General features: G+C 47.8%; 13 protein-coding genes. All 13 read right to left on the bottom strand.

Annotated elements, in window-relative coordinates; genetic code table 11:
* Window positions 1-3: 3 nt before the first annotated feature.
* On the bottom strand, window positions 4-663 hold the full coding sequence (locus tag WMO75_RS01695) for a ribonuclease H1 domain-containing protein (protein WP_022213696.1): 660 nt from the start codon (window positions 661-663) through the stop codon (window positions 4-6).
* A 13-nt stretch (window positions 664-676) separates the two neighbouring features.
* Window positions 677-1,354, bottom strand: a complete 678-nt coding sequence (locus tag WMO75_RS01690) for a helix-turn-helix transcriptional regulator (protein WP_022213697.1) — start codon at window positions 1,352-1,354, stop codon at window positions 677-679.
* Window positions 1,355-1,421: 67 nt separating this feature from the next.
* Window positions 1,422-1,796, bottom strand: coding sequence for a RidA family protein (locus WMO75_RS01685; RefSeq protein WP_022213698.1), 375 nt, complete (start codon window positions 1,794-1,796; stop codon window positions 1,422-1,424).
* Window positions 1,797-1,862: 66 nt separating this feature from the next.
* Window positions 1,863-2,348 (bottom strand): ATP-binding response regulator, encoded by a 486-nt coding sequence (locus WMO75_RS01680; protein ID WP_330679339.1) that lies wholly within the window; start codon window positions 2,346-2,348, stop codon window positions 1,863-1,865.
* Window positions 2,349-2,493: 145 nt separating this feature from the next.
* Window positions 2,494-3,666, bottom strand: coding sequence for a nitrogenase component 1 (locus tag WMO75_RS01675; protein WP_118253684.1), 1,173 nt, complete (start codon window positions 3,664-3,666; stop codon window positions 2,494-2,496).
* Window positions 3,663-5,048: a nitrogenase component 1 gene (locus WMO75_RS01670; RefSeq protein ID WP_349077514.1), complete on the bottom strand. Its 1,386-nt coding sequence runs from the start codon at window positions 5,046-5,048 to the stop codon at window positions 3,663-3,665. The genes WMO75_RS01675 and WMO75_RS01670 overlap by 4 nt, the downstream gene beginning before the upstream one ends.
* The gene (locus WMO75_RS01665) at window positions 5,042-5,809 is read right to left on the bottom strand and encodes a nitrogenase iron protein NifH (protein ID WP_022213575.1); all 768 of its coding nucleotides are present in this window, start codon (window positions 5,807-5,809) and stop codon (window positions 5,042-5,044) included. The genes WMO75_RS01670 and WMO75_RS01665 overlap by 7 nt, the downstream gene beginning before the upstream one ends.
* Complete coding sequence (locus tag WMO75_RS01660) at window positions 5,802-6,074, bottom strand: TM1266 family iron-only hydrogenase system putative regulator (protein WP_022213576.1); 273 nt, start codon at window positions 6,072-6,074, stop codon at window positions 5,802-5,804. Before WMO75_RS01660 ends, WMO75_RS01665 begins: the two co-directional genes overlap by 8 nt.
* 49 nt (window positions 6,075-6,123) lie before the next feature.
* Window positions 6,124-7,140, bottom strand: coding sequence for a hydrogenase expression/formation protein HypE (gene hypE, locus WMO75_RS01655; RefSeq protein WP_022213577.1), 1,017 nt, complete (start codon window positions 7,138-7,140; stop codon window positions 6,124-6,126).
* A 74-nt stretch (window positions 7,141-7,214) separates the two neighbouring features.
* Window positions 7,215-8,267, bottom strand: a complete 1,053-nt coding sequence (gene hypD / locus WMO75_RS01650) for a hydrogenase formation protein HypD (RefSeq protein WP_291581272.1) — start codon at window positions 8,265-8,267, stop codon at window positions 7,215-7,217.
* A complete protein-coding gene (locus tag WMO75_RS01645) occupies window positions 8,267-8,476 on the bottom strand; it encodes a HypC/HybG/HupF family hydrogenase formation chaperone (RefSeq protein WP_291581270.1) in 210 nt (69 codons plus the stop codon). The genes hypD and WMO75_RS01645 overlap by 1 nt, the downstream gene beginning before the upstream one ends.
* Before the next feature lie 16 nt (window positions 8,477-8,492).
* Window positions 8,493-10,829 carry a carbamoyltransferase HypF gene (gene hypF, locus WMO75_RS01640; protein ID WP_291581267.1) on the bottom strand — a complete coding sequence of 779 codons (2,337 nt, stop codon included), beginning with the start codon at window positions 10,827-10,829 and terminating at the stop codon, window positions 8,493-8,495.
* An 81-nt stretch (window positions 10,830-10,910) separates the two neighbouring features.
* Window positions 10,911-11,954 (bottom strand): nitrogenase component 1, encoded by a 1,044-nt coding sequence (locus tag WMO75_RS01635; protein WP_118698586.1) that lies wholly within the window; start codon window positions 11,952-11,954, stop codon window positions 10,911-10,913.
* Window positions 11,955-12,434: the final 480 nt, after the last annotated feature.

Raw genomic sequence — 12,434 nt, 5'->3', positions numbered from 1 at the left:
TTGTCAATGGATTCCAAGTGCTTCTTTTGCAAGTTCATCCACCATATCATTATATTTATCATTAGAATGTCCCTTAACCTTGCGGAATTCAATATGAACACTCTTTTTCGCTTTCTGGTAGAAATCGCGATACGCGATCGTCCCGGCTTTATTTGCCTTCCAGTCGCCGTTGCACCAGCTCGCAATCCCCTGATAATCGTGGTAGATGATAATAGAGGGAATTTTGTGATCCAGAGCGTACTGCATCGCCGCCTCGCTTCCTTTGATCTCACCAGCCACGTTTCGCATCTGTGCCAGCTCCGGGTCGGACATTTTCTGTGAAAACTTTTCTTCTCTTCCATCGATCAGAACGACCATTCCGTAAGAAAATTCTTTCGTGCCTGCGTGGTAACTTCCGTCGACGTAGATTTCTACTGCGTCTGCTGCATTACTGTCTGCCTGCATCCCATTTGCAGCCACCACACTTCCCACACCAGAACCAGAAGCACCAGATATACCTGCCTCCTGCCTAATCCCCAGATACTCCTTCGCTTCCGCTTCCGTCCCAAAACTCTTATATATCGCGCCCGGATACCCCATCACCTGCTTCTTACACTCGTCCCAGGTAAGGAACATCCCGGTCTTTCTTCCCTGTCTTACTGCATAAAATTTCTTCTTTGCCATGCTGCCTCCTGTTCTATTCCTGCTCCAGATTCCTCAAATGCAGATACACCGTATTCTTGCTGATTCCAAGGATTTCCGCGGTCCTGACTACCGCATCTTTCATGTTGTAGACGCCTTTCTGATAAAGTCTCTGGATGATCTCCTTGTTTCGGTTGGAGGTCGGGATGTCTTTGTCCTCAATGACCTCGCGTCGGATCTCCTCTACCATGTCTTCCAGAAGTTCCACGCTGCTGGAGGAAAAATTCTCTTTGCGGTTTTCGTACTGCTCCTGTGGTTTCAAGCCGCATGCCACGAAGTTGCTGATATATTCTGAGAATGGTGTGTTCAGATAAAAATTGATGCAGAGCAGTCCGATGATGCGGTCTTTTTCTCCGCGGACAGGAATCGTCACGGATTTCAGCGGTTCCCCCTTCTTATTGTGAGTAAAATACGTAATCCCGCGGCTATCTGCATCTTCCTTCTGCATCTCTTCCAGAAGATCAAGTGCAAGGTCTGTGAGAGGCGCGCCTTCTGTTCTTCCTGTGTGAAGCCCATGAATTACTTTGACCGCAGAGCTTGAGTAATCCTCCAGACTGTGAAGCACCAGTTCGTACCCTTCCCCAAGATACATGGACAGCCCTTCCAGCATCGTGCTGTAGGATTTCAGGATCTCACGGTCTGTTTCCGTTAATTTCACATGATGGTCTTTCATTTTATTCTCCTGCAACGCAAAAAGGGGGTGTCGAAACATCCCCTTCTTGTGCTGTATTTCTTATGATTTATTCTGCTACTGCGATTGCTTCTACTTCGCACAGAACGTTCTTCGGAAGCTGTTTTACAGCAACACAGGAACGAGCCGGTTTGCTTGTGAAGTATTTCTCATAAACTGCATTGAATGCAGCGAAATCTGCCATGTCAGCAAGGAAGCATGTTGTCTTTACAACGTTGTCAAATGTAAGACCAGCTTCTTCGAGGATTGCTCCAACGTTCTTGCAGGACTGCTCTGCCTGAGTCTCGATCTTGTCGCCTGCAACTTCGCCTGTAGCCGGGTCTACCGGGATCTGACCTGATGCGAATACGAAGTTTCCTACCATTTTTGCCTGTGAATATGGTCCGATTGCTGCTGGTGCGTTTTTAGTTTCAAGTGTTTTCATGATGAATTCCTCCCGTACTTTTTTCTTTATCATATCACTGAATTTTTGTTTAGTCAATGTAATATTTTACAAATATTTTCTCATCAGTGCATAGAGTGTTTCAATCCGTATCGGTTTGGCCATATGGTCATTCATTCCTGCCTTAAGTGCCTCCTGTACGTCCTCTTCAAAGGCATTGGCTGTCATGGCTATGATCGGCTTCGATGCGATCTCCTGATTTTCCAGTCTTCGGATCCGTCTTGTTGCTTCGTAGCCGTCCATTTCCGGCATCTGGACATCCATCAGTACTACATCGACTGTATCAATAAAGAAATCCAATCGCTTCGCCTTGATGTCTGACTGAAGGATATTTCGGAGGTCATGCATCACTACAGGAATACTGCATTCATTTTCTTCTATTTTGACTTTGCCACTCTCAATGCGGCTCATATCAAGCACATCATTGATCAGGGAAAGGAGATGATTGCTGGAGACCATGATCTTGCTGAGATAACCTTTGAGCCGCTCAGGATCCTCCAGGTGAGTTGCTGCAAGAGATGTAAAAATTTCCATTCTTTTCCTTCCTGTATTAAAAAAAGCTTCCAGTCGCTACAGTGCTGCATGTAGGTCTGGAAGCTGAATAAGATTTCTTAAGTCCAAAACATACTATATTTATTATAGAAGTCTTCAACGCTTTTATCCACTAAAATGTACGTTTTTACGGCAATTTTATATCGTTTAACTCTCCAAAGATCCCGCATTTTTTGATCTTTTTCAGAAAAATCCTGCCGGAAAAAGCGATATGCGGAAGTTCGATGAATGTAGAATCCGGCGGACAGATCGGGCGGTAAAGAGGATCTGCAAAGATGATCCCTGCATCCTTTAGAAGCTGCTCCATTTCTTCTTCTCCATCTGCTGTACAGTCATTCGGTGCGAGAAGACCTTCGTGAGTTTCCAGCGGACAGATGACGCGGACTGGTTTGTTGTATTGTTTTTCGAGGGTTACTGCCAGGGAGCCCATGGTCACGGCTTCTCCGATCAGAGTTATCTGCGGAGTTCCTGCCAGACGGTTCTTAAGATATGCCGCGAGAATGTTGTTCTTGTCTGCTTCTTCTGCTTCATTATGATGTGAAACTTCTTCATTTATTGCCTGGATGAGTTCTTCTGTAAATCCTCCAACCGGAGTTCCAATAACATATGGAGTTCCGAATTTTTCCTGGAGGATCTTTGCTGCCGGAAGACCTACGGAGGATACGACCAGGTTTACTTCTGCTTCACCTGCATGGGATAAATCCTCAAGCGTATCTCCCATCGCCCAGGTAGAAATGACCTCCCAGCCACGTTGGCGTAAAGTCTGTTTCATGGCATCTACGTTTGCCTGCGGACCAAAATCCAGCGGGGTTACGCCGAGAAGATTAAGGGTATGCGGTCTGATATGATGCGGTTTCTTAACAAATCGTTCTGCGATTTTCTCCAGTGCAAGACCTGCTCCGTAAGTATAATCATGCATGCCATTTGTCGGAACTGCAAAAGCCGGGATTCCTGTCTCTGTTTCGATCACCTGCGCGATTGCAGGAAAATCTGTCCCGTTCATAAATGGGATCGGCGAGCCTGCAAGTGCGATGAACTTCGGTTTTAGTTCTTTCGCCGCTTCTTCAATATCGTGAATGAATTTTGCATCGTTTCCCATAACTGCATCGATCTCTGTCAGCCCGGAAATATAGATCAGACTGTCCTGGTCGTACCAGCGGATCTCGTCATGTGTATTATAAGTCGAATTACAGCCGGACGGGTCGTGCATGACTACCATGCCGCCCAGGTCATACAGGGCAGAGCATACACCAGAAACATCGGCGGTGTAGATCGGTATGATTTTGTATGACTGTCTCATATGCAGCTTTCGCACCCCCATCCTTTACGAACGATCAGATCCTCGGGATCTTTTTCTTCGAGAAAAGCTTCTGTCATCAGTTCCATGGTTCCTCGGATCCCGTCGAAGCCCCACAAGCCGCCGCCCTGTACCATGTTGACGAAATTTCTGCTGCCGGAAAACCAGGCGGCTTTCTGTCCGATAGCAAGAACTTTACCTTCTGTCCCGCGCGGAAGGACACGCATCTTGGTTTGGATCGTGGCACGCAGTTCCAGGTCCGGATGATGAAGTTTCAGCCAGTCGAAGGCCGGCTTTTCTTCCGGACTTATGCTGTCGAGGTAGACGGTTGTTACATGGAAACCGTGTTCCAGAAGAAGTTTTGCGAGACCTAATGGTCTTGGGTGGTACAGATAATCCAGAACGACCGGGGTGCCGCCGATGATGGATTTTGCGTGGTTGATGGAATCTTCGCAAAGAGTGATCTCTCTCTGGCAAAATGCTTCTATTTCTTCGGATGTGATATCTGCACACTTTGTATTCGAAGTATCCTCCCGGCTCCATCCTGCCTGAAGCTCCTTTATCAGATTTCGAATTTCTTCTTTGATCTCCTCATAATCAAAACTGCCCGGAAGATACAGATGTGTTCTGTTCAGGCGTTCTGTCAGCATGGCTGCACCGTATTTTGCCGGCGGGTAACAGGAAACAAAAATTTCTGCACTTCCAAGCTGCTGGTATTCCGCCCATGTTTTACAGGCTGGAAGTTCCCGCAAAGTGTGACCGGTACTTCTCAGCAATCGTTTGATGTCACTGCTTTCATCAAGTACAAAGTCGCTTCCAACGAGCGTTACTGTCAGCGGATCTGGCTCCTTCGTGATAAGCGGATCGTACATTGCCTTTCGCAGTTTCTGATCCGGTGTCAGTCCATGTTTCTGCATGATCGGATCCATGAAGCAGCGCACAAAAACGATCTCCGGGAAACGTGTGCCTAGTTCTTCATAGACTCTGTCCAGGTCGCATCCCAGAAAATGATGCAGACAGACAGTAAAAAGAAGCACTGCTTTTGGTTTCTTTTCTAATTTATTGAGGATATCTGTCACTCCTTCGATCGTCACATCCTCCAGATTTCCGTTCAGGAGATTTTCTTCTTCCACAGTGACAAAGGAAAAACGGTCTGCCGCATTCATCTCTGCCGCTGTCAGAACGACGCCTCGCATGCAGTTGTCTGCGCAGACATAGATCTGGATCGCCTCAGGCATAAGCATTCCGGTGTGGACGATATTCCAGTTGCCATGTGCCGGAGAGTTGAATTCCAGTCCGAGCGGAAATGGAACAGGAAAATCAGCTTCTCCGATCGTTATGACTGCACCTTCCGGGTTTATTTCACCGCCAACTCGTTTCAGCATAGCCCGTCCTTTCTGCAGATAGCCAGAATGTTTTCTGCCAGTGTGCGGTATTCTGCTGCCATTTCGCTGTCCGGGTAACATTCCATCAGGGTTTTGCCCTGTTCTTCTGCGTCTGTGACCAGGTCGCTGCGGGTGAGTTTTCCGATTATCTGCGTTTCAAAATCATCGGCAAGTTCCTGTACTTTTTCTTCTTCTCGTTTTACATTGCGGCGGTTCAGGATGATGCCACCAAGGGTTGCGTAACCACGGTTTTTGAAGTTCTGTACGGCCATGGCAATATTGGCTCCGGCATGGATTGCCATGTTTTCACCGGAAGTTATGATAAAAACTTTGTCTGCATAGCCTTTTCGCATCGGCATGGAGAAACCGCCACAGACGACGTCTCCGAGAACGTCGTAGAGGACGATGTCCGGTTTATAAGTCTCGTAAGCTCCTGTTTCTTTTAATTTTTCGAGGGCAGTGATGATCCCGCGTCCTGCACAGCCAAGTCCTGGCGTGGGGCCTCCGGCCTCTACGCAGATCACGCTCTGATAGCCGGTTGTGATCATGTCTTCGAGCTTGAGATTCTGTTTTTTCTCATTATAGAGATCGAGTACGGTCCGCATCTGTTTTCCATGCCGAAGCTGGATCGTGGAATCTGCTTTTGGATCGCAGCCGATCTGCATGACGGTCAGTCCTTTTTCTGCGAGGGTGGCTGCCACGTTGGATACGGTTGTGGATTTGCCGATTCCGCCTTTGCCGTATACTGCTATTTTAATCATGTTTTTCCTCCGCGTGTGTGATGACATTGGAATAAGCGGTCTTGGTGGACACGCCTTTGAGGCGGCCGATCTTGCCGGAAAGGGCGCTGATAATGTCCTGTGAGGCATCGATAGCGATGCTGATGATGCTGATTCCTTTTTCACGGTATGGGATGCCCATGCGGCCGATGATGTAGTCGCGGGCATCGTAAAGAAGCTGGTTGAGGGTTTCGATGGAATCGCTGTCTTCGACGATGATGGATATTACTGCTACTCTTGTGTCCATGGTTATCCTCCTTAATAATAATTCTACAGAATGCTCCATTGTTTCGCAATTAGCAGATACGTGGTAAAAGTTCTCCTCCCGGCTGTGGCAGGAGTGCCTGGGTGCCGATCTCAGTTGTCATGACTACTTTGCCTGGCTGGTCGGCGGTGACTTCTCCGATGATGGCGGCGTCCTTGGAATATGGACACTGGCGGAGGGTTTCGACGATTTTTTCTGCTTCAGCTTTTGGAGCCATGATGACCATGCGGCCTTCGCATGCCAGATAGAGCGGTTCAAGTCCGAGCATACCGCAGACTCCTTTAACTTCCGGTGCTACCGGGACGGAGGCTGCATCGAGGCGGATCCCGACGTTGCTCTGTCCTGCAATTTCATAGAGGACGGTTCCGACACCGCCTCTTGTGGCATCACGGATCACATGGAGATCGTGGGTAGTGTTCATGACAGCTTCTACTGCTTTCCAGAGCGGCGCGCAGTCGCTGGTGACATCTGCTTCGATCCCGAAATCTTCTCTCGCAAGAAGGATCGTGCATCCATGTCTTCCGACATCACCGGTTACGATGATCGCATCTCCCGGCTGTGCAAGGGTTCCGCCGACTTTTACGCCGTCTTCGATCTGTCCCATTCCGGTCGTTGTGATAAAAACGCCGTCTACCTGTCCTTTGCCTGCAACTTTGGTATCACCGGACACGATATGTACGCCTGCTTCTGCGGCTGTTTTTTCCATTGCGGAGGCGATTTCTTCCAGTTTTTCCATCGGGAAGCCTTCTTCGATGACAAATGCGCAGGTCAGGTACAGTGGTTTTGCACCCATACATGCGAGGTCATTGACCGTACCGCAAATGGAAAGTTTACCGATATTTCCGCCCGGAAAGAATGCCGGTGAGACGATAAATCCGTCTGTGGAAACTGCCATTTTTCCTGCCGGTGGTGTCAGGACTGCCGCATCATCTGCTGTCAAATCCGGGTTGGCAAAGTGTGCTGCAAAGATCTGGTCGATCAGTTCTGAAGTCTGGCGGCCGCCTGCGCCGTGCGCCATTGTTACTGTTTTATCTTTTAAACTGCTCATAGGATTGTCCTCTTTTCTCTTAACATTATTATACCTGTAAACATACTCAGCATTTGGAACTTTAATCCCTGGTATTATTTATTGTCCCCATACGCATAATAAGCCGAACATGCGCCTTCATTTGAAACCATACATGCTCCTACCGGGTGCTGAGGGGTGCAGACTTTACCGAATACTTTGCAGTCGGATGGTTTGCATTTGCCCTGCAGGACATCGCCGCATCTGCATGCCGGGTTTGCTTTACCCTGGATCGGTGGAATATTGTATTTCTTTCTTGCGTCAAAATCGCTCCACTCTTTTTTAAGACAGACACCTGATCTCGGAATCACGCCAAGCCCTCTCCACTCACTGTCACAGGCTTCTGTCATTTCTTCAGTGAGCTGCTGTGCTTCGCGACTTCCTTCCGGTTTCACGACTCTCGGATAGCAGTTTGCAAAGAATGGTTTTCCTTCCTGGAATTTCACCAGGGAAACGGCAAGTGCTGTGAGAAGCTCTTTCGCAGTAAATCCGGCAACAACACCGCTTACGCCTTCTTCTGTCAGATGTTCGCAGAGTTCTGTTCCTGTGATCGCATTGACATGTCCCGGATACAGAAAAACATCTGCACTTCCTTTTAGTGCCTCGTATGCCTGCGGCATGGTCTTATTTGCCATCAGCAGAGAATAATTGAAAAGACCATCCTTCTTTGCCTGCTTTACAGAAAGACATTCTGCCGGTGTTGTAGTTTCAAATCCGACAGACAGGAATACAACCTGTTCTTCCGGATGTTCCAGTGCATATTTTTCTGCATCTGCCGGAGAATAAACGATACGGATCTTTGCGCCTTTTTCTCTTGCTCCTGCAAGGCTCATCTTAGTTCCCGGTACTCGTACCAGATCTCCGAAAGTACAGATCGTTACATTTTTTTCCAGTGCCAGCCACACTGCCTCATCAATGAATCCAACCGGGGTCACACAGACCGGACATCCCGGACCGGAGATCAGTTCTACCTGCGGCGGCAGAAGTTTGCGGATTCCCAGTCGAAAAATCTCGTGTGTATGTGTTCCACAGACTTCCATGATGCGGACTGCCGGACCGTCATAGTTCTCTATGATCTCGCGGGCTGTTTTTTTTCTCTCTTCTCCCATTACAGCAGTTCCTCCATTAACTGATCTGTTTCGTCATCATCTTCATCAGTGATCTTTGCGATTGCAACACCTGCATGGATCATCACATAATCACCCGGTTCCAGGTCTTCCAGAAGCTGTGCGGAAACTTTTCTTTTAGCTCCGCCAGCGTCTACAACTGCTGTTCCTTCACTGATTTTTACTACTTTTGCTGATAAACCTACACACATGGTAATGCCTCCCTTTTTACTTATTTCTATTTCTATCTAAATATGCCATCGCATACACTGCCTGTCCAAGTGCGATCCCGCCGTCATTTGGCGGTACAAGCTGATGTTTCAGCACTTCAAATCCCTGCTGTTTCAACATATGATCAGTCAGTTCCAGAAGCAGCCGGTTCTGAAAAACACCGCCACTTAAAGCTGCTTTATTACAGCCGCTCTGCTCTCTGATCTTCACACAGGATGCCGTGATCTGGCGGGCAAGTTCCTGATGGAAAATGTATGCCAGACGGTCAGAATCTTCACCGTTTAACCTGCGGTACAGGATTTCTTTTATCAGGGAGCCGGTGTTGAGAAGCAGCCGGTCATTGCCTTCTTTTAATAGTTCATAAGTCGGTATCTCCGGCATCTTTTTCGCATTTTTTAACCTGTTCTTCTGATACTCTTCCGCGGCAAATTCGAGTGCCATGGACGCCTCACCTTCAAATGTGGACTTCCTGCGGATTCCAAGTATCGCGCTTACACCGTCAAACAAACGGCCTGCGCTGGTTGACATCACGGCATTGATCTTACGGTCTGCCATGGTGAACTGTACATTTGCTTCCTGTTTCGTACAAAGTTCTAATTTCTCTATAATTTCAGATGTTTTTTCCCTGTCACCTGTCATTCCATAGAGCAGGGAAACTGCGATACGCCATCCCTCTTTTGAAGAAGCATCTCCGCCGATCTGCAGGAATGGCATGACACTTCCTGCTCTTTCGAATCCATTCAGATCTGACAGAAGGATTTCTCCTCCCCAGATCGTACCGTCTGTTCCATAGCCGGTTCCGTCAAACGATACGCCGATCACCTGCTCTGCACAGTCATTCTCTGCCATGCAGGAAAGAATGTGTGCATAATGATGCTGTACCTTCACTACCGGTAATCCAAGTTCTTCTGCGACCATCACAGAATTGTACTTCGGATGCATATCACAGCATACGATCTCCGGCTCCACTTCCAGCAGTGTTTCCAGTCTTCCGACTGTCTCACGAAGTGCTTTTACTGTCCGCAGATCTTCCAGGTCTCCCACATATGGGGACGGATAAAAACGGTTATCCACACCGATGCAGAAGGAGTTTTTGAGTTCTCCACCGATTGCGAGCACCTGTCCCTGATATGGTGTGGAAACCATAAACGGAAGTGGTGCATAACCTCTGGAACGGCGGATCATATATGGTTTATCCTCATAAAAATCCATTACAGAATCGTCTGCGCGGATACGGATCTTGCGGTCATGGGACAGCATGCAGTCGCAGAATCCAGACAGTTCTGCCTCTGCTTCCCGATCGTCACGACAGATCGGCGCACCGGATATATTTCCACTGGTCATTACCAGAAATTCCGGCATTTCAATCCCGTCATCATACGTAAAGATCAGAAGCTGTACCGGTGCATATGGCAGCATCACACCGACTTTTGGATTGCCCGGTGCCACGGATGGACAGAGGATCTCAGCCTCTTTTTTCTTATCCAGAAGCAGGATCGGCTTCTGATGTCCGTCGAGAATTTTGGACTGTTCTGCGCTAACTTCACATTCTTTTCTGACAGCTTCGGGATCTTTTGCCATCACTGCAAAAGGCTTCATCGGACGACGTTTGAGCTGCCGCAGGCGGCTGACTGCCCCCTCATTTGAAGCATCACAGCAGAGATGAAATCCACCGATGCCTTTGATCGCAACAATCCCGCCCTCTGCAATCGTTTTTCTCGCATAAGTGATCGCAGCCCTGCCTCTTTCTTCTCTGCCGATCAGGTATACTTCCGGTCCACAGTCATTGCAGCAGACCGGCTGTGCATCGTATCTTCTTGTCGCCGGATCATAGTATTCTTTTGCACAGTCCGGGCACATCGGAAACTCTTTCATACTGGTCCGTTCTCTGTCATAAGGAAGCGAATCCAGAATCGTCAGTCTCGGTCCGCAGCAGGTACAGTTGATAAACGGATGTAGATATCTCCGATTCCTGGGATCAAATATTTCCTCCTTGCATTCATCGCAGATTGCAATGTCCGGTGAGACAAAAATCTCTCCTTTTGTCTTCTCACTTTCGATGATATCAAACTGTGTATACGCTTCCGGATGCTCTACATTTTCGACATTTACTTTGAGGATCGCTGCACGTTTCGGCGGCCGGTTCTGGATATCTGAGATAAATCCTCTGACCGCTTCCTCTGATCCCTGTGCGTAAATTTCCACATAAGGTCCCTTGTTACAGACATTTCCACGGATGCCCCGCGTGGCCGCATGGCGGCTGACCGTTGGCCGGAATCCTACCCCCTGTACGATTCCGTAAATGCGGATCTGTCTGGTGATTTCTTCACTCATAATCTTCTCCAATCTGCTATATCACTCCATAGATACAGCAGGATTTTTTATTTACAATTGTCTGCTCGTGATCAGCTGACTTTACTTCCCGATCAGCTTCCCTGATACTGCAAAATGTCTTGTATTTATGAAGCTTCCTTTAAATTCCGGTGTCATGCGCTCCATACATCCGTCTGCAAAAATGATATCAAAATCTCCATTTTGTACCAGTTCTATGTAGTCATCCTCGTCACGAAGAGACATATCTCCGTCTGCCAGAAGTTCTTTTTTCATCATAAACCAGCCTGCTGTCTGGACGGTCTTTGCGCCTCTCTCCAGCAGTTCTCTGCGGATGGAATCGGCGATCACCTGCTGGTGTACAACAAGGACTTTTTTGCCGGTATAATCCAGTTTCGGAAGCAGTTCCTCTACCAGTGGATAGTGGATTTCATATGGCGTTCCAAATGTCTTTTCCAGATATTTCGCCGCCATAAGTGCCGCCGGAGAAACCACGATATTTCTACTCACTGAGGAAGCTTTTTTTACTTCTTTCAGTCCGTCGCCCATACAGTAACAGACCGCCTGCTGACCATATTTCTGCTGATACAGGGCACGTATTTTGTCTGCTGCCGCAAGGTCGCTGACATCCTGCGGAGTCATTCCGAGGATACCGATCCTGCGCTCTTCCACTGGATATTTTTCCGTTGCAAAAGTTTTGAAAAGCTCCACAAAAACTTTCTCCTCGCCTTTGTCATAAAGTTCCATTCCATCTGTATCAACGGTCAGGATCGGCAGATTTATCTTCTTCTCACTCATGCGTTTCAATGCCAGATAATCCGTTGCGATCACCGCCGGAACCGGGGTTCCGATCACTGCTGCGAACGTTGCATCTACCTTCTGTGCTGCATCTGCAAGCTTCGTCACCAGACGGTCATCACGTCCAAGGATCGCATCCATATCTCGAAGTCCGGCGCTGAAGATCGCACTTTTCTGTTCAAACCACCGCGGCTCGTCAAATCCGCATACATTACCGGTACATCCCCCCGCATCGCAGATCACCACAATACCTCCCAGTTCAAAAAGTACCGATACTGCACCTGACTGATCTGGTGCAAATGGCGTCAGGTATTTCCGTAGTCCTCTCATTATTTTCCCCCTTATACACAAAAAGACTCCTCGCCCATCAGGGTAGAGAAGTCCTGTAAATTCATGCCAACAACTATTCCTGCTCGGATCTGCAGTGACCTACCCGGTCCTATAAGTTACTGTTCACTCCGTTCACAGTAACTTGGTCAAAATCCATTCCAAATCACCTTCGGTGATGGGATTTTGCCCTGTATTTCTCGGGATTTTGCCATATTCATGGCAAAACGCCTCGCGGGATACTACCTGTGAACAAGTAACCCCTATACATATGTTTCCTCGCCATCAGAGTCTGTTCTTTAGTATTTATAAAATTTGAACGTGTCTGTGTAGTTGCATTCAGGTAGATCAAGTCATCCTGTCTGCTGTTAGAATTTATTATATCTCATACACAAGTTGTCAGTCAACGCTAACACGTCCGTTTTGCCATATATTTTCCGCACTGGTTGCCTTGATTCTTTGAATTTTATGTGAATTAAAATC

Source organism: Blautia intestinihominis, assembly GCF_040096655.1.
GTDB lineage: Bacteria > Bacillota > Clostridia > Lachnospirales > Lachnospiraceae > Blautia_A > Blautia_A intestinihominis.
This window is presented reverse-complemented; position numbering and strand designations above follow the sequence as displayed.

What these genes read in the sequence shown, in the direction of transcription:
- hypE (WP_022213577.1), bottom strand. Translation starts at nt 7,140, where the DNA reads ATGAGCAGTTTAAAAGATAAAACAGTAACAATGGCGCACGGCGCAGGC.
- WMO75_RS01660 (WP_022213576.1), bottom strand. Translation starts at nt 6,074, where the DNA reads ATGGACACAAGAGTAGCAGTAATATCCATCATCGTCGAAGACAGCGAT.
- WMO75_RS01685 (WP_022213698.1), bottom strand. Translation starts at nt 1,796, where the DNA reads ATGAAAACACTTGAAACTAAAAACGCACCAGCAGCAATCGGACCATAT.
- WMO75_RS01665 (WP_022213575.1), bottom strand. Translation starts at nt 5,809, where the DNA reads ATGATTAAAATAGCAGTATACGGCAAAGGCGGAATCGGCAAATCCACA.
- WMO75_RS01645 (WP_291581270.1), bottom strand. Translation starts at nt 8,476, where the DNA reads ATGTGTGTAGGTTTATCAGCAAAAGTAGTAAAAATCAGTGAAGGAACA.
- hypF (WP_291581267.1), bottom strand. Translation starts at nt 10,829, where the DNA reads ATGAGTGAAGAAATCACCAGACAGATCCGCATTTACGGAATCGTACAG.
- WMO75_RS01695 (WP_022213696.1), bottom strand. Translation starts at nt 663, where the DNA reads ATGGCAAAGAAGAAATTTTATGCAGTAAGACAGGGAAGAAAGACCGGG.
- WMO75_RS01670 (WP_349077514.1), bottom strand. Translation starts at nt 5,048, where the DNA reads ATGCTGAAACGAGTTGGCGGTGAAATAAACCCGGAAGGTGCAGTCATA.
- WMO75_RS01680 (WP_330679339.1), bottom strand. Translation starts at nt 2,348, where the DNA reads ATGGAAATTTTTACATCTCTTGCAGCAACTCACCTGGAGGATCCTGAG.
- WMO75_RS01635 (WP_118698586.1), bottom strand. Translation starts at nt 11,954, where the DNA reads ATGAGAGGACTACGGAAATACCTGACGCCATTTGCACCAGATCAGTCA.
- WMO75_RS01690 (WP_022213697.1), bottom strand. Translation starts at nt 1,354, where the DNA reads ATGAAAGACCATCATGTGAAATTAACGGAAACAGACCGTGAGATCCTG.
- WMO75_RS01675 (WP_118253684.1), bottom strand. Translation starts at nt 3,666, where the DNA reads ATGAGACAGTCATACAAAATCATACCGATCTACACCGCCGATGTTTCT.
- hypD (WP_291581272.1), bottom strand. Translation starts at nt 8,267, where the DNA reads ATGGGAGAAGAGAGAAAAAAAACAGCCCGCGAGATCATAGAGAACTAT.